Origin of the sequence: Blastopirellula retiformator, from assembly GCF_007859755.1 — a bacterium.
Classification (GTDB): Bacteria; Planctomycetota; Planctomycetia; order Pirellulales; family Pirellulaceae; genus Blastopirellula; species Blastopirellula retiformator.
Map to the genome: position 1 here is coordinate 586699 of NZ_SJPF01000001.1, position 21595 is coordinate 608293.

Genomic DNA, 21595 nt, shown 5'->3' on the forward strand with positions numbered 1-21595 from the left:
CGTTCTGGTTTACCGCTATTCTAGCCCGAAAGCGCCGACCGGCGGGATTGGCTCGCCGGCGATTCGGCTGTAGCGACCCGTAGCGAAGAATCGCGGCTCAAACGTGATGCCGATGCCAGTGACGGCGCGGCTGGGGTCGACGTTCACATTGAAGGTGAAGAGGCTTGACTCGCCAATCCGCGTCAGGTAGACGTTCTGGCCCAGGTTGCCGGCGCTCTCGAAGTCGTATGAGGTGCCGAGGCCTGCGATCCACTTGTCGGTCATGCGATACTGGAACGAAGCGTTCAAGATGTTCGCCAAGACGGGGGAGCGAATCATGGTGTAACCAAGGTACAACGTGCCGACTTGCGGGCGGCTCATTTGGGCGCCGACGTTGACCATCTGCAGGCCGTTGTCGAAGAAGTCCCAGTCGCCGTCGGAGACGATCGACAAGCGGTCGCCGATTTCCCAGTTGAAGTCGTAATTGACCAGACCGATCGTTTCGCCAAAGTTGTCGCGGTCGGCGTCGGGGAAGACCGACGCGCCGACGTCAAACTTGATCCAGTCGATGATCCGTTCGCCGCCGGGGGCGCCACGCTTGGTTTGCCATACCTGACGCAACTCGAGCCGGGCGACCTGTAGGTCGTCCGCGATTTCGGCCGACGGCGACGTCACCGAGTTCTGTAACCCATAGCGAATCGCATAGAACCGTTCGTCCACGGTCGCCGGCAACGGCACATTCGTCGGCAAGCCGAACGTGTTGACCTTAAACCGGCGGGCAAACTGCTCTTGGGCGTCGTCGTCCAGGTTGTCGTATAGCGGGAATCGCTCGATGTCCTGGCTTGAGTCGGCGTAGAAGGCGTCGCCGTACAGCGTCACCTTGTGAGCCAGGCCGTTCAAATTCCAGAGTTGGCTTTGCACAGCGCGATTGGCGGTCCACATCATCAGCGAGCCCCGGACGCCAAGTTGTCCGTAACCCCGCATCACGTCATTGTCGTTGACGTCTTCGTGCCAATAGCCAACCTGGCCCAGTGCGTACGGCGTCACCTTGGTCGGGCCGATATCGAGCGGCATTTCCAGCGATTGCGTGGTGAAGGCGCGAATCCCTTCGGAGTTGGTTTCGTACGGGAAGAGCGAGAACTTCGCCAGGTCGACCGGATCGGTCGGCGGATCGGCCGGATTCAGGTGGAGGTAGCCGATCGACGAATGGGCGTTCCAGGTCAAGCGATCAAACAGCAGCGACTCGCCGATGATCGTATGATCCAGCTGCGGGATCTTTTCGGTCATCATAAAGAAGTCGTTGACCCGCGACGCCCCGCTCATCGTGAAGCTTTGATTTTCGTACAGCTTCTCCAAGCGGAAGCCGGTCGTGGCGTCTTTGTCGGTGTCCCACTCGCGCTCGAAGTAAGACTCCAGGAAGTTGCTGTCGCTGATGTAGCCGAGTTCGCCAAAGAATCGCAGGTCTCCCCGGAATGTCTGGCGATGGCGGCCGATCACTCGGCCACGCGGATTGGCCTGCGGCTCGATCACGCGACGATCGGCGCCCAGGTTGTCGGTACCGCTGTCATGAATTCCCCAGGCGTCCAAAAAGCCGGTCGCTGGCGTGCGCATGAAGGGGAAGTAGGTTCCGTTGAAATCGAAACGCGTGCCGACGCCAAAACCTCGTTCGCTAAGGAAGTCGAGCGAGGTGTTCCACTCGGTCCCTTCCCAGGGATTCTTGATGCCGAGCAACTCGTAGTTGTCCCACTCGGTCAGAACCTGGAAACCAAAGTTGTTGTCGTTGCGAACCTTGATATTGTTCAGATAGAACGTTGGGTTCTCAATATTGGCCGACAAGGTTGGCCAGTAGAAGACCGGCACGCCCCCCATGTAGACGAAGTTGTTGCGGGCGGTGGCTCGTTTGTCGTGATCGATAATCGGCGCCGCGGTGTACGGATCGTACTGCACTTCGCCGGTGATCGGGTTGATTACTTCCCGCTGCTCGTCAATGAACTCAATCTCGTTCGACTGCAGCCAATAGTTGGGCACGCCCAAACGGCTGGTGGTGATTGACGCTCCGAACGCCTGGTAGCGACTAGGATCGATCCGCTGCAGCACATCCGCTTTCAAACGAACCAGGCCTTCGTAGCCAGGCGCCGGGGTCAGTAGTTCGGCGCCAAGCACGATGCCGGTTTCGGTTCCGGCGTTGTAGTACATCCGATCGGCGTAAACGACCTGTTCGCCCTGGCGGAAGACGATGCTCCCTTCCAGGTACAGTTCAATATCGCCGGCGTCGTTCGCCTGATTCGACTGGGCCAGCGCGCTGACCCCTTTCTTCGACCACAACACGACGCGATCAGCCAGAATATTAACCGAACCGATGGTGTCGATCCCTTCGATCATGACGTTGACGCCGGAGTCGAACATCATGATCGACTCGCCGCTGACTGGGTCGGTCTCGGTGCCGCGAAACTGGAAGCCGGTCGCATAGCGGTTGTTGATCGTGACCCGTTGCGGTCGCGGGGTCGGGACCGCGTTGGCCGGCATCGCAGCGACGCCAGGCTCTTGGTATTGGATCTGCATGATCGGCTGCGGCATGCCGACCTTGGCGGCGTCGCCACCTTCGCGCTGGATCGCCAGGCCGCGCTGATAGACGGCCGGCGTCACGGCGTTGCGATTATTCTGATTGGGCTGCGGCAGGTTGATCTCTTTGTTGGTCGACAGTTCGCCCAGCCACGACGGGCCTTTGAACGTGCCGTCCATGATGTCGAGGCCATATTTGACTTCGACGGCGCCTTCGAGATAGACCTTCACCTTGTGGGGCGCCATGCGGAACGGCTGCGAGTAGTCGATCCACAACACCGCGTCGCGGGAAACAGTGGAGGACTCGCCCTGTTGGATCCGACAATTGCCTGACAGGATCCAAACTTCCAGGGTGCCTTGCTGCGACACCTGCGCCGAATCGGCGGAGACGGTAATCGGGTAGGCCTGACTCGGTTCGGGGAAGGCGATTTCGGCCGCCGACAAGCGCGCAAGGTCGGCGACGTTTGCGCCGCAGCAACAAACGAAGATCGTCGCCAAGACGTAACGTACCAGCGAGTTTTTCAGAACGTGACGCGTCGGGGGGGACAGCGTACTGGCTTCCTTGCCTTCTAGGGATGGCCCTCGTCGCACGAATCCGCGCAGGTCGAGCCAGGGAAATTGCGGGGCGGATTATAGGAACCGACCGCAACCGAAGCAAGGCAGTTTCGCGACGAGCAATTTCGGCTAAGCCGCGATGCGATAGAGCTTTGCGACGAACCCGCGAAAGTCGAGCTAGCTTTTGGCCGTTTCCGCTTCTTTTTTCCGAGAAACCAGCCGCGCAGCGCCTGCTGTCGCCAGCAAGCAGATCACTGGCACAACCGGCGCCCGCATCCGGATATTGCTCCAAAAGAAGGCGTGCACCAGCGTAAAACTAAGTGCTAGCAGCACCCCCCAGAGCCAGGGCGGCGACCAAAGTTTTCGGCCCAGCGCCACCGCGCCAACCGCCGCCAGGGCGAACTGAGCCAAGTAAAACCCGCCGACGCCATACCGCGCCAAGCGGCGCGATAGCGACTCTTCGCTGGAGAGAGCATGCGGGGCCAGACGCCAATAGCGACCGACGCGAATCAGCGTCGACCATGCGAACATCGCCGGCCGCTGGCCAATCGTCTCTTTCGCTTCGGCGTAGGCGGCCCGGTCGCGCTGCCATTCGTTGATCGAGGTTGGTTGCTTGGGATGCTGACGGTTGAAGCGGGCATGCAACTCATCGCTGTCCCACACCGGCTCTTCGCCTTGCTGGAGAAACTGGTAGAACTCGGGATTGTTGCCCCACAGCAGGGTATATCCGCCATGCGTCGTCCCCAGCACGATGTGGTTGTCAAAGATCATGTAATTGCGGGCCACCCATGGCGCCAGCAAAAACGCGCTGATCATTGAAATGACGGCCGCCGCGGCCAAACCGCGATACTGGCGATAGTAGAAGCAGGGAAGGGCCGCCGTGCATAGGGCCAGCCAAACCAGGAAGGTCGGCCGCGAATAAACGGCCAGCATCATCGCACCGGCGACGTTGATGGCCTGAACGGTCATATTCTTCTTGTACTGTTCGGCGTCGGCAATCAGCGTGATGCTGAGGGAAGTCAGGGCCAATAGCGCCGCCGCGGCGAGCAATGTCCCTAAGGTCTCGGTCATGACGAACATCGCCTGATTCAGCAGCACCGGGTCGATCGCCGTCAGCAGCGCCGCCAGCGGGGCCCAGCGCCAATAGCCCATCAGGGCCGCCCAGGCATAGACGATGCCGACCGTCAGTACGCCCATGATCAGGTGGAGCGCGGCGACCTCAGCAGGCTTGACCTGCCCCGAAGGGGAGGCGATCGCAAGCAATAATGGGTAGAGCGCCGGTCGATAGGCGGTCGGCTCAGCGGGATCCTCGAGCGTGTAAGAATGCTTCTCGATCAGGTTGATCGCCAGCAGGCGGTAGCTGTCGGGATCGTCGGCCAGGCGCGAAAGCGAGACGTAGCCAACCGCACCGCGCACCAGCAATGCGGCCAGCAGCACCAGGTAAAACCGGCGGTCGGCAAACAAGCGATAGGCTGGGGTGAGCTCATTTTTCATGGAGCTATTGTACCATCGCACCTCGCAAGCGACGCCGCCGCACGTTTACAATGGCGAAACGCTTCCTATTATCCCGGAAATGCCTGTGCTTGACCGTTCGATTGAACTGCTGGTCCGATTTCGCGTTGTGACGCTGATTCTGGGGATCTGTCTGCTTGGCGTCTCGTTGGTCATCGGGCAGTCGCTTCATTTTGATCGCTCGATCGACAACATGTTCGCCCCTGGCGATCCGCTGCTGGCCCCCTATCTGCGGCTGAAAGAGATTTTTGGCGGCAACGAAGTCGTCTTGGCCGCCTATCCCGATCCAGAACTGTTCGACGAGTCCGAGGTCGGCATGGATCGGCTGATCGCGATGCGTGAGCAGGTCATGGCCCTGGAGGGGGTCGGCGACGTGCTGTCGATCGACCGCCCCATTGGCAAAGAGATCGTCAATCCCGACAACAACCGGGCATACAAGTTGCGCGACACCTTCGCCCGCCTGACGCACAACGAAGAAGGAACCATCGCAGCCCTGGTCTGCATTCTCGTTCCCGAGACGGAAACCACGGTGTCGCGGACCGAGATCATCGACAAGATTCGGGCAATCGTCTCACAGCAGCCCGGCGGCATGATCACCGGCGAGCCAGTGATGGTGGTCGATGGGTTTCGCTACGTCGAAGAAGATGGCGCCCGGCTCGGTTGGGCGACGTCGCTGCTACTGGGTCTGGTCATTCTGATCGCGTTCCGCAGCGTGCGATGGGTGATCGCGGCGATCGCCGTGGTGCAGTTGACGCTGTGGCTCACTCAGGCGAGTCTGGCGGTGGCCGGGTTTCAACTGAGCATGGTCAGTTCGATGTTGACGGCGATTGTGACGGTGATTGGCGTCGCGACGGTGACCCATGTACTGATTCGCTTTCGGGAGTTTCGCGCTCAAGGTTTCGAGCCGGAGCCAGCCTTGATCGCGACCGGCAAACTGCTCGCCGCGCCGATCTTCTGGGCCTGTGCGACCGACGCCGTCGGCTTTGGCGCCCTGATGGTGACCAATGTCGGCCCGGTGCATGACTTTGGCGTGATGATGGCGGTTGGTGCGTTGATGGTGATCGTCAGCGTCAGTCTGTTGGTCCCCGGCGTCATTTTGATTGGCGCCTTCGGCAGCGACGCCGGACGGATTTGGGGCGAAGCGGGGCTCGACGGCGGGCTCGACATGACGGTCCGCTGGGTCGAACGTCACCCGGTGTGGATTGTTCTGCTGGCGGCGGTGATGCTGGGCGCTGCGATTGTCGGTTCGACCCGCTTGGAAGTCGAAAGCGACTTTACCAAGAATTTTCGCGAAGGCGCCCCGATCGTCGTCGCCTATGACTATATCGAAGAAAACCTGGGCGGCGCCGGAGTCTGGGATATTATGCTGCCAGCCCCGGAGAGGCTCGATTGGCCCTATATTCAACGCGTCAATCAGCTCGAGAAAAAACTGAAGGCAGAAGCGCCGGAGCTGACGCAAACGTTGAGCTTGGCTGATGCGATCATGGCCGGTTCACCCCGTGATCTCGAATCGCTTTCATTCGTACTTCTCCGCAACACCGCGATCAACATGGGGATGTCCAAATTTCAAAAAGACATGCCTGGCATCTTGAATGCGCTGCATGCCGAGGATCCGGAGCAGCCGGGCAAGTATTGGTTTCGCGTGATGCTGCTGTCGCACGAACGTCGCGACGCGGCCGAGAAGAAAGCGCTGATCGAAAAGGTAGAGCGCATCGCCAGTGAGTTTGAACTGGCCGATGCGCCTGAGCAAGAGCCGCAAGTGACCGGCTTCTTCGTGCTGCTTACGTACTTGATCGACAGCTTGATCGCCGATCAGTGGCGGGCTTTCCTATTGGCGATTGGCGGGATCACGTTGATGATGCTGGTCGCGCTGCGAGACGTGCGTTACGCGTTGATTGCCCTGGTCCCCAACGTGTTGCCGGTGCTAGTGGTGACCGGTTGCATTGGACTGTTGGGCGTAAAGATCAATATGGGCGCCGCCATGATCGCCGCCGTGTCGCTTGGCCTTTCGGTCGACTCCAGCCTGCACTACATCATCGGCTTTCAGCGAGCGATGGCGAAGGGGCTGAGCGTGACCAAGTCGATCGCCGAAGTGCAGCAAAGCGTTGGCCGAGCGTTGATCTTCGCCACGATTGCGCTGATCCTGGGCTTTAGCGTCCTTTTCTTCAGCAACTTCATTCCGACCGTCTACTTTGGGGTGTTGGTCAGTCTGACGATGCTCGGCGGCCTGTTCGGCAATCTGATCCTATTGCCGCTCTTGTTGCGGTGGACGACGCGAGACAAAGAGGCGCCAAGCGAACCCGCGCCGGCGTAGAAGGCCCGTTGCCGTCGCGTGACGCTCTCTCTATTCTGAAGACTTCCCCAGTTTTCTCCATCTGAAGCTGCGTATTGATATGAAAATCGCCTACCTCGACTGTCCCAGCGGTATTGCCGGCGACATGACCCTGGCCGCCATGATTGACGCCGGCGTGCCTCTTGAGCTACTGCAAGATGGCATCACCTCGCTCGGCTTGCCCGGCGTCAGCCTGGTCGTCGAAGAAGTGAAACGGCATGGCTTTCGCGCCCTGCATCTGTGCGTCGACCATGAGCCGGAACATGCGCACCGCCATCTGCATCACATCGATGCGATGATCGACGCCGGCCAGTTGACCGCCGCCCAAAAAGAACTGGCCAAGCGGATCTTCCTGAAGGTGGGCGAGGCGGAAGCGAAGGTGCATGGGTCGACCCTGCAGAAGGTCCACTTCCACGAAGTTGGCGCTGTCGACTCGATCGCCGATATCGTCGGCGCCGCGATCGGCTGGGACTATCTGGGAGTCGACCGAATCGTCTGTTCGCCGGTGCCGACCGGGACCGGTTATATCGAGATCGCCCATGGCCGCTGCAGCGTTCCGGCCCCGGCGACCGCCGAGATCTTGAAGGGGATTCCGCTCGCCGCTTCCGACGTTCCCTGCGAGCTGACCACGCCGACCGGGGCCGCGATCGTCGCCACGGTGGTTGATCAGTTTGGTCCGCTGCCGGCGATGCAGATCGACCGGATCGGCTATGGCGCCGGGACGAAGGAGCTGAAATCGCAGGCCAACATCGTCCGCCTGATGCTGGGCGAAACGGCGGATCCGCTCGATAGCGATCAGGTCTGGGTGGTCGAAACCAACCTGGACGATATCTCGGGCGAGGTGATCGGGCATGCGTCGAACTTGCTGCTTGAGAAAGGGGCGCTCGACGTCTATAGCACGTCGATCCAGATGAAAAAGAATCGCCCTGGCGTGCAGCTGACCGTACTGTGCGACGCCGCCGACCTGGCGAAGATGGAGCGGATTTTGTTCCGCGAGACCGGGACTTTGGGGGTCCGGCGGTTTCCGGTCAGCCGTCACAAGCTGGTTCGCCGCGAGCACACGGTCGAAACGCCGTTTGGCCCCATCGCCGGCAAATTGGCCTGGATTGAAGGGGGCCCGGCCAGTTTTTCGCCCGAATATGAAGCCTGCCGCGTCGTGGCGACCCAGCAAGACAAGCCGCTGCGGAAAATTTATGACGCCGCCCAGGCCGCATTCGACCCAAATTCGCTTTGAGCCGCAGGGCGAAACGACGTAAGATACGGCGAGACTTTTCCTGCTCGCCGTTTTTTCTGCGCTAAGGCGGTTTCCAATGGACTGGATTCGCGAATATTTGCCCTACCTCGCCTTCTTTGGCGGTTTGTCGATCCTGACCTGGATCATGCTGCGCCGCGTCTGGATGCGGCAGCGGAAGTCGAAGCGCGAAACCTCCAACGAGCCGCTCATCCGCGTTCCCTACACCAGCGATCGTCCCTTCACCATGAGCGGTGGGCCCAACGACTTGCAGCGGTGGCAAGCCGAGATGTTGACGATCACGCGACAGTTTCAGGCCGAACTGAATACGAAGATCCATTTCCTGCAACAGGCGATGACCCTGGCCGAGCAGGACGCCCAACGCTTGCAAACGCTGATCGACGCCGCCCAAGAACAAGGGATCGCCGCCGACACCGTCGCCGTCGATCAGTTGCGGCAGGCGATGCAAGAGGCGGCCAAGATTGACCCGGGCGCGGCCCCTGACTTTGGCGTCATCACCGAAACCTTGTGCGACGCCAAGAAAAAGAACGAACTCTACGCGCTTTCCGATGACGGCAAGACGGTCGAGGAGATCGCCGCCGAACTCGAAATGGACCCGGCCGCCGTCGAGATGGTCCTCAGCATGCGCGGCTGACCGACAACCAGCCGAGGAGAACGGCAATGGAATACGCAGAGTACTTCCAAGAATTCCCCGACGCTTATGCGAAGATCGTCGCCGGGCTTGATCGGGTCAACACGCTGTACGCCTATTTGATCGACCGAGGTCTGCTCGACCACGCCGAGTCGGTCCTCTCGATTGGCGCCGGCAGCGGCGATGTCGAAGTCCGGATCGCCAAACAGACCGGCCGGCAGATCGCCGTGGTTGAGCCGTCGCAGGTTTACTTCGATCAATTTATGCAAAACGTCGCCGAGGCAGGCGTCCAAGATTTGTTGATCGAGGCGCATCGGCAATCATTTCAAGATTTTCAGCCCCCGCGTCAGTACGACGTGGCGCTATCCCTCTTCTCTTGGTTTGCCTTTGATTTAGATCGAGCGCTGCTATTGAAGGCGCTCGCTTGTCGCGCACCGGAAGGCAAGCTACTGATCTGTTTGCCTACCGAAGATTGTCCGGCCAGCCGGATCTCGGCCTTTAGTCGCTCGGGCGGAATCAATCTTACCAGCGATCGATTGTCGCACTGGGCCCGCCGCGAAGGGTTTGACCATGATTATGACATTTACCATGGCGTCGTCCCGGTCGGGCTTTATCTGCAGGAAGGGGGACTGACCGAACAGGGGAAGGACCTGGCCTCGTTTTTGGCGGCGACTCCCTGGGACGAGATGTCGGACGAGTTAAGGGAAGCCTCGCTGGAAGCGATCCAAGCGGGGCGTCGCGGCGATCAGATCGATCATGCCAGCGGTTGCTTGCTTTTCGACGCCGGGAAGCACGCCGCTGCCGAGTAACGGTCGCTTACGACTTGTACTCCGCTTGTTGCTCGCGGTATTCGTGCAGGGCGACCGCCACGGTACGCAGCAGCTCTTCGCGGCCCAGCGGTTTGGTGAGATATCCCGAGCAGCCTGCCTCCAGGGCGCCGTCGAGTCGGTGATTAGCGATTTGCAACTGCTGCCCCAATATCGCCATCGACGGCAGTTTCAATACTTCCGGCGTCAACCGAATCAACACCAAGACGGTCGCCCACGAGATGGCCGCGGTCAGCGCCTTGATCAAGCCCGAAAAGCGATAGACCGGCCACCAAGAGATGCCCGCTTCGACCAGGTGGCCAAAGCCGCACGCAAAAATAAACGCCGCGAACAACCAGATGATTTTGGGGAACGGAATGTCGGGACGTTGCCGCAAGAAGCAGAGCAACACCACCGGAATCGTGAAGTAGGCGCCAAAGATGGCGATATCCGAAATCACATGCAGCCAGCCGGTCTCCAGCGTCCAGTTGCCGCAGTACCAGCGGGCCGGGTAGTCGCTGCCGTCGAAAAGCTTGGTGAAGAAGCGGGAGAAGGTATCGGCTTGGAACTCTCGGTTGGCGTCCGAGGACGGCTTCGCGCAGCAACTCGCCGGTTCCGGCTCCGCCGACCATGACGGTGCGCCCTGCGCCAAGCAAATCGCAAGAAAGAGCGTCCAAGCAAAGATGCGAACTAGCGAGTTCATAACACCGCGCGTAACAAGTAACGTAAGTCTCCAGGTTCCAGAAGGGTCTGGCAAGCAACCGTACATTGCAGTTTCACGTATTTAGCGGCAATTCACGGGAAAGCGCGGCGAAGATGCCATCGGCCGAAACGCCCGGTTCGCCGCAGGGAGCGACCCGCTGCCAACAAGCCGAACAATCGGCACATTTGGCGTGCAGCTCCCCTGGTAGAGCCGATGTCGGCAAGTCTTCTACGCATGGTGTGGGGAAGGAGAATCCCCAGGTAAATTCCGAGGTTTTTGCATACCAGGTTTGCAACCTTCTACGCAATAATCTCCCGCGACCAATAGATAAAATCGGTCGTCGCCGGCTGGCCGCCGAGCGATTTGACCAGCATTGCCACCTGGCCGCGGTGGTACCACGAGTGGCCGAAGAGTTGCGTGACGACGTCTCCCATCTTGCTGCGGCAAGGTCCGGCGTCGCTGCTTTCGTATTCAAAGTACTCTTCCAGTTCGGCGTCCTCTTCCAGGCTGCCGAGATAGCCTTCCCACAGTTGGTGCGACGCCGCCAGTTCGCCGGCCAGCGTTTCTAGCGTCCAGTCGTCGGGGAAGAAGTTGGTATGCATCTCGAGCGCCCGGCCGAGTCGGACCATCCACTTGTGCCGCGAAACGGCCAGGTGCGCCAGGATCCGAATCGCCTTTTTGAACTCCGGCTCGTTCTGCTTATCGTCCGGGACTTCCGCCAGCGAGGCCAAGGTCTTGGTGTGGGCGTCTTGTTCGTAGGCAAGCCAACGAATCGCTTGATCGATCAGGGTGCGCGGCATTCGCGGTCAGCTCCAGGGTAAGAAGTCGGTTGGCTATTTTCCGCCAAGACAATACAGATGCGTGGTGGTTCGCCAGTAGATTCGCCCGTCGACGATCACCGGGCTGGCGAATCCGCCCCCTTGAAGTTTGCCGGACGAAACCTGCTCGAACTTGTCGCCCGCCTTCAAGACGAACATTTCCCCTTGCTCGTTGGGGATGTAAATCAGGTCGCCGGCCAGCGTGGGCGAAGCGCTAAAACCGCCCCCCAGGCGTTTCTTCCAATGCGACTTTCCGGTGGCCGAGTCATAACAGACGGCAACTCCGTCGTCCCCCACGGCGTACACATACTCGCCGTCGACCAGTAGCGACGGTACGTAGACCTTCTTGCGATCTTCCCAGATCACGTCGGAATATTCGAGTTCGCCGATGTCGTTGACGTCGATCGCCATCACAAAGTGATCGGGATAGCCGCCGCTGATGTAGACCGTGTCGCCGACCGCGGTCGGGGTGTTGGCGGTCGTTTCGGACAAGCCTGAGTAGGACCAGATCTGTTTGCCGGTTTGCGGGTCATAGCCGACCAGACGATCTTGCCCGCACAGGATCAGTTGGTCTTGGCCGCCAATCTTGCCGAGGGTCGGCGTGCCATAGCTGTTGCCGTCGGGACGAGACGTGCGCCAGACGATCTTGCCGCTGAGGCGATCGATCGCCGCGACAAAGCCGCTTCCTTTGCAGTCGGCCTGAATGATCAGCAGCGAATCGTAGATCAAGGGCGAACTACCGTAGCCATGCTGACTGTGGAAGGGGCCCGCCTTGGTCTGCCAGACGATTTCGCCTTCCGGCGAAACGGCGGTCGCCCAGATGCCGTCGTCGACCATGAACGTGGTGAAAATGTTGGTTCCGTCGGTCGCCGGCGTCGCCGAGGCCTGGGTGTTTTTGGAGTGCATCGGCATGAATTTTCCTTCATGCACCGGCAACGACCAGAGCTGGTCGCCGGTCTGAGCGTCATAAGCGAGCAGCGACTGCGTATGGGCCGACTCGTCGGCCGTAGTTAAATAGAGCGTCTCCCCCAATAAGACAGGGGTGGAGTGTCCTTTTCCCGGAACTTCTGTGCCCCAGATTACCGTCTTGGCGCTGATCTCGGTCGGCGGAGTTGGTCCCACAGCGTGATTGTTATGCGTTTCTCCTCGCCACCAGGGCCAATCGGCGGCCGAAACCGAGATCGGCGGAGCGACGCTTGCCAGCGGGCCGCTGGTGCGGACTTCTTCGACCGGCGGCGGAGGCGAACATGCCCAAGTGACCGGCAGCACCAGGGCCAGAAAGAAAAAATAATGTCGCATTTGGCGTTTCTCTCGGTCGGGGGAGGTTTGTCATCATCGTAACGCGAAAAGGAATGTGAAGAAATCCGCGTGGCTTTGAACGCCCAACTCGGGCATAATGCGCAGGATAGAGCGTTTGTAAGCCTGCATTTCGTATGGAGAGGAGTTCCGCTGATGTTCACGCTAACTCGCTGGTTCGCGCCGTTGGTCGTGCTGATGATCGCCGCGCCGCTATGGGCGCAAGCCAAAGGTCAAGCTGATCTCGACAAAGCGGTCGATCTAAAGTTGTCGGCGGAATCGGTGGATGACCTGGAAAAGGTGATCAGCCTCAGCGAATCCGCCTTGAAGCAAGGTTTGTCGCCAGACGACGAGTTATTCGCCAAGCAACTGCTGACGTCGGTGTTGTATCAACGCGCTCAGACGATCGCCTCCGGCATCTTCGAACGCCAACCGCCGGTCGCCCAGTGGAAAGAACTTCGCGATCGCGCCTTGGCCGACGCCAACCGCGCGTTGAAGGTCGATCCGGCCTTGGGCGAAATGCAATTGCTGAAGTCGCGGCTCTTGCTGTTGCCCGACGGCGACAAGGACGAAGCGAAAAAGGCGCTCGATGCGGCGATCGAAAATCTGAAAGAAGATGATCGACAGCTCTCCAAAGCGATCATGATGTCGGCCACCTTGGAAGACGATCCGAAGCTGCAGATCGAAAAGCTGACCCGCGCCATCAAGACCGATGCGGACAACGTCGACGCCCTCAAACTGCGCGGCGTGCTTTACATGCAGCAGGAAGACTTCGAGAAAGCCTCGGCCGACTTGAAGCTGGTGATGGAAAAGAACCCGAACGACGTCGCCTCGCTGCAGGCCTACGCCGACACGCTGGCCGGGATGAAGAAGTTTGATGAAGCGATCGCCCTGCTCGACAAGACGGTCGCCGAACATCCCGGTTCGCCGGTCGGCTACTTGCTGCGAGCCCGGCTGAAGATTCTGGCCGAAGACGCCGAAGGAGCGATCGAAGACATCGACCAGGTGTTGGCCTTCATTCCTCGTTCGATTCCGGCCTTGATGATGCGGGCTCGCCTGTACGTCGAACTCGATCGTCCGGCCGATGCCGAGCAAGACCTTGATCGTATTCTGAGTATCGAAGCGAATCTGCCTGACGCGATCATTCTGCGAAGCGTCGTGCTGACGCAGCAGGGCAAGTTTGATCAGGCGATCAAAGACCTCGAATCGCTGCTGCAGCGCGATCCGAACAACGAGGCGATCTTGATTCAGATCGGCATGGTCTACAATTCCGATGATCAGCCCCGCAAGGCGATTCAGGTTTTTGAAACGGTGCTGAAGAAGGCGCCCGATAGCTGGCAGGCGATCAGCGGCAAAGCCAACGCGCAACTTTCGATCGGCGCCCAAAAGGAAGCGATCGAAGGATACGAAGCGGCGCTGAAGCTGCAGCCGAACGACGATCACATCTTGAACAACCTGGCTTGGGTCTTGGCGACTTCGCCTGACGATTCGCTCCGCAATGGCGAGCGTTCGCTAGAGCTGGCGAAGAAGGCCTGCGAAGAGACCAACTACGAAGCGCCCCACATTCTAAGCACGCTGGCCGCCGCGCACGCCGAAACGGGCAACTTTGACGAAGCGAAGAAGTGGGCTCAGAAGGCGGTCGACCAAGGAACCGACGAAGACATCATCGGTCACCTGAAAGAAGAGTTGGCCAGCTACGAAGCGAAAAAGCCGTGGCGAGAAAAGCAAGAGACGCAAGAGAAGGAAGGCGTCGAAATCATGCCGCCGGCCGCTGAGGAAAAGCCGGTGAAGACGATGGATGAAGACGCGATCGCTCCGGACGCCGACAAGCAGGCGGCCGAGTAATCGCAGAACCCCAACAGCAAGTGCCGGAAGGAGGCTGCTATGGAAATCCTCGAATCGAACCAACTGGTTCAAAAGAAATGCAAACCGTGCGAAGGGGGAGTGGATCCCTGCACGCTCAATGAAGCCAACGACCAACTGACCAAGCTCAACGGTTGGACCTTAACCAAAGATGGTCAGCGGATTCGCAAAGACTGGACGGTCAAAAACTTCATGGCCGGCATGAATTTCTTCAATCAAGTCGCCGAAGTGGCCGAAAGCGACGGGCATCATCCCGATCTGCATATCGAAGGATATCGCAACGTCTGGATCGAGATCTGGACGCACGCCATTGGCGGTTTGAGCGAAAACGACTTCATTTTGGCGGCCAAAATCGACAAATTGCCGGTCGATTTGAAGTAAAAAAAACGCCCGACCAACCGGGCGAAAATGACGTAAGCTTCTAGTGGCGGGCTCGGTAAACACCGGGCCCGCCATTTTTGTCGTTCACCCATTGGTTAGCCGCGATAGCGGAGCTATCACGGCCAACCAATTGACACTCCGCTTCACGTCCGTAGGTGCAACATGGATCACGCAGGCTACAACCACGATCTGGTACCGTCATCGCCGGTCACTGGTCCGCTGACGAGTACTGCCCGCAGTGGCGAACTGTTGCCGCACGAGCGACAAACGCCCACGCCCAGCGGCGGTGGCCTGAAAGAGGCGTTTGACTTCACGATCCGCACGCCGGCGCTGTTGCTGGTGTTGTGGTTGACGTTGGGCCCGCTCTCGCTGCCGCTGATCCTCGTCAGTCCCAAGTTGGGCGTGCTGAGCAAAGTGCTGATCACGACCGCGACCCTCTTCTTCACCATCGTGTTGCCGATCGCGCTGACGATCTATTTTTCGCACTTTGCGGTCTTGCCGGCGCTGGACGCAATTCGCGACGCCAACGTGCGGGGAGGCGCAGTCTAGCGGTCGCCGTTTCGCGGTTTGTGAAACAGCTTACGCGCCGTTTGTGCAGTGGGAGTTGTCATCCCGCTACGGCTCTTTAGATTTCTCTTTTATGGGCGAAAACTAGAGAAGAGATGACGTCCTAAATAATGCGCACATTTGAGAGCCAGCCCTGGCTCTGGTATGGATTTGATTAGCAAACATCAACCACCACCAGGACCAATGACTGACCATGACGAATTTACCAGAAGATCGAACCAGCGAAGAGATCCGGGATGCGATTAAGATTGGCGGCGAGGCGGTGCGGGGGCATCTTGATGAACTGTTCGGGAGAATGACGTCGTCGTTTCTTGTTCATCGAAAATCCTTTGCCGAATTGACTTTGGACTTTCATAACATCTGGATCAGAATTTGGGGAGCATTCCAAACGGTCAGGGGGCTGGTGGGATGCACCATCATCCAATGTTCATCCGAATTTCCTATTTTCTTGTTGCGGCTCCACTATAGTTATTGTTTGTTTCTGCACCGAGTCCCAATTGCTTGCTTCCCTATGCAGTTTCCAAGAAGAATTTTATTGTTTTGGAGCGTTTTTAGTTGCTTGAGCAGTCTTCCCTTGAAGGCGGAAGATTGGATCTGCACAGTGAGATCGGCGACGCCAGGCCCCACGGTTGCGATCGTGGGATTGGAGGGTAAGCACGGCGACGCGGGAGCCACCGCAGTGTCCCAGTTGCAGTGGTTGAAGCCTGAGTGTGGGAGCATCCATTTTGTGATTTCTCGCCCCTCGTTTTCTTCGGCCAACCCAGAATTCAGTCGTTTTCGTTCTGCTTGGCGGACGTTGTCGGCGAGATCAGATCTTGCACAGTGGCTGAAGACGCAACAAGTCGATTGCACGTTGGTGCTACGCGAGTCCTACGACGTAGCAGTGGAAGGAACCGTTGCCGAAGGAGGACTTGTGATTGGGCGAGATCCGGTGTGTTCTTCGATCGTCGAAGCGCTGGCAGGTCAGGCGTGCGGGCTTGGGGAGCGTTGGAAGCATCGGCAAGAGAATACCGTGTCCGGGAGAATCGTCGTTGTAACCAGTGCCAAGGACCCGCGTCAGTTGCAGCGTCCGTCAATCCGCCAACGCGAGCACCGTGTTGCTGCGGTAGCGATGTTGAAACAGCAAGGTATGTTGGCTGACAGCTTCAATGCGGCGACAGTGTTTCCCGAAGAAAGTGGACAGGACTGTATTCGAGTCGCCGTCTACGACGATAAGGGGGCGATCAGTTCCAGTGGTCATGGCCCGGCTTGGCTGCAAGCTCAGCTTGTGGCTGACACAAAGCTAATGGCGCAGCTTGTCTCTCGGGAAGATATTTTGCAGGGGGCTCTGAACCATGCCGATGTGTTGGTGGTTGGAGGGGGACATTCCAATTCGCAAGCCAAGCATCTGGGAGAATCTGGCAGGGCTGCAGTGCAAGACTTTGTTCGTGCTGGGGGGGGCTACGTCGGTATTTGTGCAGGGGCATTTCTTGCGACTCAGCCCAAAGACAAGTATCCCTACCTTGGATTGATGAAGGTGAAGTCCAACGGAAACTCGGGGTCATTTGTAACGCCGCTACAGTGGAGCCGTTGCCCACTGGTCGAATCGGATACCAAAGAAGACGCAAAGTACTCGGGGGGGCCGAAGTTAACCTTGCTGGACCCGACCAGCGTCACGGTGTGGGCAAGCTTTGATGCCGCGACCAAGACCGACCCGAAGGGAAAAGCCTTTCGCTTGTCCGGTACGCCGGCGGTGGTCGCGTCAAATTACGGCCAAGGAAGGCTAGTTTGCTTTAGTCCACATTGCGAACGCCGGCCAACCGACGGATCCGTGTTCCAAAAAGCGGTTCGTTGGGTGGCAGCTGCAGCGCCCTCAGAGGCGAACGATTCATCCTTGTCGGCAACGAACTTGCCACTAAAATGAGTTCTCGAGTAAGAGCCTTCTGGCTCGCCTGGCTGGACAGCGGCTTAGTGTTCCGCATGGAAGATACCTAACGCTTGCCTCCCTGTTCTTCCCCCGAAGATCGTGATGAAGAAGCCGAGGTCAGGCTGAGTACTTTGCAACGCCCACGAAACGCAATTGAATCGCCCCGTCCGATTGAGTAACGGTGGGAGACTGGTGATTGAAGTTGTAGAGAAGCACAGCGGCATTCACAGGAAACGTCAGCGACTCCCCCAGCATACGTTGAAACTGCTCGATTAGCTGCGAATTATACGAAAAGCCAGACAACACTTCGGCTACAGAGTCGCTCGGGCCATCTATTGTGTCAGCTTCTCGGAAGTCTTCGTCCCAGTAGGGTAGGTCGAATTCCCGCATGAACAGAGATGGGATCACCTCGCCATCTTCATCATAGGTCAACGCAACGTAGTCGCTTAGAGCATCTGCATCAGGTGCGACGCCTAACCACAGTGAAACAAATCCGTCTTCTCGCATTTCAAGCTCCTACGGTCGCAGGCCGCGTACGACAGCCCTTGTTCGATGATCTTCTTGACGGCGGCCAGTTTGAATTCTCGGCTGAATGTGCGACGCTTGGGCATGGATCGAATCTCCTGTCAGGCAAGTCTGACATCTCTCGATCCACTGTCAACTTTTCGTGGGCAATTCCAGTCGACGCATGACGGAGAATTTCAAACCCCAAAGAACAGTCGGCTATGTAGCGTCCGAGTTGAAGATTGGGTGGACGCTCGCACGATTGAATGTCACCGCATCCGTAGGTGAAAACGGACGTCGGCCTGCGATGGTGGCTAGGCGAAGCCGGAATCATAACGAATGCGCAAGTGGCGTCCGAACAGTATTGACGACGCCTCGAATTCTTCGTCGCTACTAGATTTGGACGGGAGTTGTAAACTTATTTTCACCGCCGTCTGATGTTTGCTCAAAGCATATCGCGACTAGTCGCGGCGATTTTCGATAAATCGCAAGTCGGTAGATTCCGGGACTTAAGTCCAGAAACATGCCTCCCCTCAATGCTTCTGGTTCTAACCCCTCTCCGGTGACCTCCTCGCCTGCGCCGATAAACAGTCGTCCGCTCGGACAATTGAGATTGATAGAAATGTCCGTCTCCACCAACGACTCACACACTTCCAGACAGTATTTTCCGTCTTCGCCAAGTCCAATAAAAGCGATGTTGCCGTTATTGACTTCCAGCAACTCTTCATCTGGCACAGTCCACCAATCGCTATCGTCATCAAGTCGATGCCGCAAGGATTCGAGGTCAAAAATGCATAACGTCGAAGTGTCGGTAACAAAGTCAGCGGATTGCATGATCGAAGACTACCTTGGAAGTATGAGTACTTCATTTATCAATTGACCTGGCTCTAGCTGCCTGTTGAAAAATGCCATCGTGGCATTTTCCAACCTCGCCAGGCTCAGAGCATAGCTCTTCGCGGCTCGCAAAATAACGACTTACGTCGTTATTTTGGGATCGCATCCCTGCGATCACGCAGTCCGTCGAGAAAATCAACGGACTGTTAAGAAAGGAAAGCCCTGAAGGGGTGGGCTAGACGAACAACCGGGCGACTAAAAAAACGAAAGGGTCCGGTCCAGTGGTGGCGTTGGTTGGATCGGCGACACGAATGGTGAGGCATCTTGTCGCTGCGCGACCCGCCCGGGGATGCCGGACGGGCCACCCTCGCCTTGGAAAAAAACGGGCGCGGTTGGTCCAGTCTGTCCGCGTGAAACGGGGTCAGGTCGCGTTTTCGTAGTGGTGGTTGTTTGTGATGGTGCGATTTGCGGCGAAAACGAGACCAGACCCCGTTTCGCGAGTTGGGGCGGTTTCGAGTTTCGGGCATTCGGGTTTGATTCGTCATTCGCTCCTTCCACATTCGTCATTTCCTTGCCTCGGCATTTCGCTCGCGCGGCGGGCTACTATTGCGACTCATTTCTCCCATTTGCCCCACTTTCGGCCTGTTATAGGCCTGGTTTCGCCCCTTTCCCTTGGCTTGGGGCGATTTGACCGGTATATTATGATGGGACGGAAGTCTTTTTGACCGTCTATTGAGCCCCTAGTAGGACAACCAGCACAAGAGTTTATGGCTAAAAAAGAAGAAGCCCTCGAAGTTGACGGCACGGTGACGCAAGCCTTGGCCAATACGCGATTTCGCGTCCAATTGGACGACGGACCGTTGGTGATGGCGCACGTCGCCGGCAAGATGCGGAAGCACTTTATTCGTATCGTTCCGGGCGACCGCGTTCGCGTGGAGCTTTCCCCCTACGATTTGACCAAGGGTCGCATCGTCTTCCGCGAACGTTAAACGTCTCTTCGGCCCGTCGGCCTGCGGCCGCCCTTCTGGCGTGCCGTGCCCCTGAAGTCGACTTTTTCCGACGAAACTGAAAACCTGCAGGCTCTTTTGCAGGTAGGTTAATCATGCACACCCTGCATCCCGCTCGCGGAGCGCACCGACCCTGCCGGGCTCGGCTTCCGTATTTTTCCAGCAATCAATAGGCGTTAGATTGTTGGCGTCTAGCGCAATTGCCCCGCAAAACTGCGCCGCCCTAGACGAAATTACCCCTGGATAACGCAATTGACTGTGGCCCCAAACCGGCTGCAGAGAAAAAACACTCGAAGGAGAAGAAAGTGAAGCAGATGCTGAAATCGACATGGATTTGGTTCGCCGCCATGGCGCTGGTCGCCGCTCCGGCATTGGTCCAGGCGCAAGACGACGCCGCCGAAATGAAAACGGTTGCGGTCGTTTCGGTCGCTCCGTTCGCCAAGGTTCTGGGGGACGTCCAGTACCTGACCGAGATCGCCGATCACGACGAAATCGGTCTGACCGTCGCGATGATGTCGGCGCCGCTGACCCAAGGGATCGACAAGAATCGTCCGATCGGCGTCGTCGTACGAACCGACGGCCAAGAGTTCAACTACGTCGGCTTCATTCCGGTCACCAACCTGAAGGCGTTGCTGATCTTGCTGGAAGATCAAGTTGGCGAACCGCAAGACATGGGTGACGGCGTCTTCGTCCTCGAAGGCCCGCTGCCGATCTACTACAAGGAAGTCGAAGGCTGGGCCTTCGTCGCGCAGGACAAAGCGTCGCTGGCCGACGTGCCGGCCAAACCGGCCGCGCTGCTGGCGAACTTGCCGACCGACTACGACGTCGCCGCCAAGGTCAACCTGAACAACATTCCGGAACTGTTCCGCGACATGCTGATCGCTCAGATGAAGAGCGGCATCGAACTGACGCTGGAACAAGAACCGGGCGAATCGGATGAAGACTTCGCGCAGCGTCGCCAGATGGTGCAGCTGCAAGTCGCTCAGTTGGAACGTCTGCTGAACGAAATCGAAGACCTGGCGATCGGCTGGAACGTCGACAAAGAAGCGGGCAAGACCTACATCGACGTTACCTACAACGTCGCCCCGGGCTCGAAGATCGCCGAACAACTGGCGATGAACAAAGGGGTGACCAGCGACTTCACCGGTTTCATGATCAATAGCTCGGCCGGCACGCTGCACGTCACCAGCAAGATCGCTCCGGAAGAGATCGACAACACGGTCAAGCAACTGAACGCCGGTCGCCAGAAGGCGTTCCTGGAAATCGAGAACAATCCGGATCTGGACGAAAAGGCCCGCGACGCCGCAACTCGCCTGGTCGACCTGTCGATCGATACGTTTGTCGAAACGATCAAAGCGGGCAAGTTCGACATGGGCATGACCGTCGATCTGGCGCCGAACAAGATGACCTTCCTGATGGGCGCGTTCGTCGCTGACGGCAAGCGGGTGGAAGACGGCTTCAAGGAGATCTTGAAGATGGTCGAAGACCAGCCTGACTTCCCCGGCGTCAAATGGAACGCCGACTCGCACCAAGGGGTCGACTTCCACGTAATCGAAGGCCCCGTGCCGGCGACCGAAGAAGAGGCTCGCAAGCTGTTTGGCGAGAAGCTGATCATCGTGTTGGGCATCGGCGAAAAGTCGGCCTACCTGTCGGTCGGCAACGACGCGATCGCCAAGCTGAAGAAGGTGATCGACGATTCGCTGTCCGGCGCCGGCCAGCCGCTTGCTAGCCCGATGACCATGGTGGTCAGCGCGAAGCCAATTTTGGAGTTCATCAACAGCATTGATCAAAGCGCTCCGATCGTGGCGGCGCTCGATTCGCTGTCGGAGAAGGACGCCCAGCTGACGATCAACGGCAAGCTGACCGACACCAGCGCGATGACGCGGATCAACCTCGACACTGGGGTGATCAAAGCGATCGCCGTGGCGGTTGCCGTCAAACAGGCTGAAACAGAAGCGGCCGCCGAGGCGGAAGAAGCCGAAGACGGGCAATAATCGGCCCTGAATTTCGGAATTCAGACCATCACCGAAGGGGAAGCGGAGTAATCTTCGCTTCCCCTTTTTTCGCGCTAACCGGAAGCGGCGACC

The 21595-nt window shown here is 58.3% G+C and carries 17 protein-coding genes and 1 pseudogene; 10 read left to right on the forward strand and 8 right to left on the reverse strand.

The features are described from left to right. Positions 1-15: 15 nt before the first annotated feature. Together Enr8_RS02460 and Enr8_RS02465 are read right to left on the reverse strand one after the other, a co-directional pair. A complete protein-coding gene (locus Enr8_RS02460) occupies positions 16-3039 on the reverse strand; it encodes an LPS-assembly protein LptD (RefSeq protein WP_146429031.1) in 3024 nt (1007 codons plus the stop codon). A 234-nt stretch (positions 3040-3273) separates the two neighbouring features. Beyond that, positions 3274-4590, reverse strand: a complete 1317-nt coding sequence (locus Enr8_RS02465; RefSeq protein ID WP_146429032.1) for a hypothetical protein — start codon at positions 4588-4590, stop codon at positions 3274-3276. Between Enr8_RS02465 and Enr8_RS02470 the strand changes: the two genes are divergently transcribed. The 4 genes from Enr8_RS02470 (at position 4589) to Enr8_RS02485 (ending at position 9632) form a co-directional block, all read left to right on the forward strand. Continuing rightward, a complete protein-coding gene (locus Enr8_RS02470; RefSeq protein WP_146429033.1) occupies positions 4589-6922 on the forward strand; it encodes an efflux RND transporter permease subunit in 2334 nt (777 codons plus the stop codon). The genes Enr8_RS02465 and Enr8_RS02470 overlap by 2 nt on opposite strands. Positions 6923-7001: 79 nt before the next feature. Next, a complete protein-coding gene (gene larC / locus Enr8_RS02475; protein ID WP_146429034.1) occupies positions 7002-8174 on the forward strand; it encodes a nickel pincer cofactor biosynthesis protein LarC in 1173 nt (390 codons plus the stop codon). A gap of 76 nt (positions 8175-8250) precedes the next feature. Next, on the forward strand, positions 8251-8826 hold the full coding sequence (locus Enr8_RS02480; RefSeq protein ID WP_146429035.1) for a hypothetical protein: 576 nt from the start codon (positions 8251-8253) through the stop codon (positions 8824-8826). A gap of 26 nt (positions 8827-8852) precedes the next feature. After that, positions 8853-9632 carry an SAM-dependent methyltransferase gene (locus Enr8_RS02485; protein ID WP_146429036.1) on the forward strand — a complete coding sequence of 260 codons (780 nt, stop codon included), beginning with the start codon at positions 8853-8855 and terminating at the stop codon, positions 9630-9632. Positions 9633-9639: 7 nt separating this feature from the next. Here Enr8_RS02485 and Enr8_RS02490 read toward each other — a convergent pair whose 3' ends face one another. From Enr8_RS02490 to Enr8_RS02500, 3 genes are all read right to left on the reverse strand, one after another. Further along, positions 9640-10332: an ANTAR domain-containing protein gene (locus Enr8_RS02490; protein WP_146429037.1), complete on the reverse strand. Its 693-nt coding sequence runs from the start codon at positions 10330-10332 to the stop codon at positions 9640-9642. A gap of 299 nt (positions 10333-10631) precedes the next feature. Beyond that, a complete protein-coding gene (locus tag Enr8_RS02495) occupies positions 10632-11132 on the reverse strand; it encodes a DinB family protein (protein WP_146429038.1) in 501 nt (166 codons plus the stop codon). A gap of 33 nt (positions 11133-11165) precedes the next feature. Next, entirely contained in the window at positions 11166-12449 is a 1284-nt protein-coding gene (locus Enr8_RS02500) for an outer membrane protein assembly factor BamB family protein (RefSeq protein ID WP_146429039.1), read from the reverse strand. A gap of 153 nt (positions 12450-12602) precedes the next feature. On the opposite strand from Enr8_RS02500, the gene Enr8_RS02505 reads away from it, so the two are divergent. From Enr8_RS02505 to Enr8_RS26705, 4 genes are all read left to right on the forward strand, one after another. Continuing rightward, on the forward strand, positions 12603-14291 hold the full coding sequence (locus tag Enr8_RS02505) for a tetratricopeptide repeat protein (protein ID WP_146429040.1): 1689 nt from the start codon (positions 12603-12605) through the stop codon (positions 14289-14291). A 39-nt stretch (positions 14292-14330) separates the two neighbouring features. Then, entirely contained in the window at positions 14331-14690 is a 360-nt protein-coding gene (locus Enr8_RS02510; RefSeq protein WP_146429041.1) for a 4a-hydroxytetrahydrobiopterin dehydratase, read from the forward strand. A 162-nt stretch (positions 14691-14852) separates the two neighbouring features. Then, complete coding sequence (locus Enr8_RS02515) at positions 14853-15239, forward strand: hypothetical protein (protein WP_146429042.1); 387 nt, start codon at positions 14853-14855, stop codon at positions 15237-15239. A 1147-nt stretch (positions 15240-16386) separates the two neighbouring features. After that, positions 16387-17160, forward strand: coding sequence for a BPL-N domain-containing protein (locus Enr8_RS26705; protein ID WP_456236730.1), 774 nt, complete (start codon positions 16387-16389; stop codon positions 17158-17160). Positions 17161-17280: 120 nt separating this feature from the next. Here Enr8_RS26705 and Enr8_RS02525 read toward each other — a convergent pair whose 3' ends face one another. The 3 genes and pseudogenes from Enr8_RS02525 to Enr8_RS02530 form a co-directional block, all read right to left on the reverse strand. Next, positions 17281-17670, reverse strand: a complete 390-nt coding sequence (locus Enr8_RS02525; protein WP_146429044.1) for an immunity 22 family protein — start codon at positions 17668-17670, stop codon at positions 17281-17283. A 20-nt stretch (positions 17671-17690) separates the two neighbouring features. Further along, positions 17691-17774: pseudogene (locus tag Enr8_RS25690) on the reverse strand (transposase); the annotation flags it as partial. A 286-nt stretch (positions 17775-18060) separates the two neighbouring features. Beyond that, the gene (locus tag Enr8_RS02530) at positions 18061-18501 is read right to left on the reverse strand and encodes a DUF6386 family protein (protein WP_146429045.1); all 441 of its coding nucleotides are present in this window, start codon (positions 18499-18501) and stop codon (positions 18061-18063) included. 767 nt (positions 18502-19268) lie between these two features. Between Enr8_RS02530 and infA the strand changes: the two genes are divergently transcribed. Both infA and Enr8_RS02540 read left to right on the forward strand, forming a co-directional pair. Continuing rightward, a complete protein-coding gene (infA, locus tag Enr8_RS02535; RefSeq protein ID WP_146429046.1) occupies positions 19269-19490 on the forward strand; it encodes a translation initiation factor IF-1 in 222 nt (73 codons plus the stop codon). 332 nt (positions 19491-19822) lie between these two features. Next, on the forward strand, positions 19823-21502 hold the full coding sequence (locus Enr8_RS02540) for a hypothetical protein (protein WP_186767395.1): 1680 nt from the start codon (positions 19823-19825) through the stop codon (positions 21500-21502). The last annotated feature ends 93 nt before the right edge of the window (positions 21503-21595 follow it).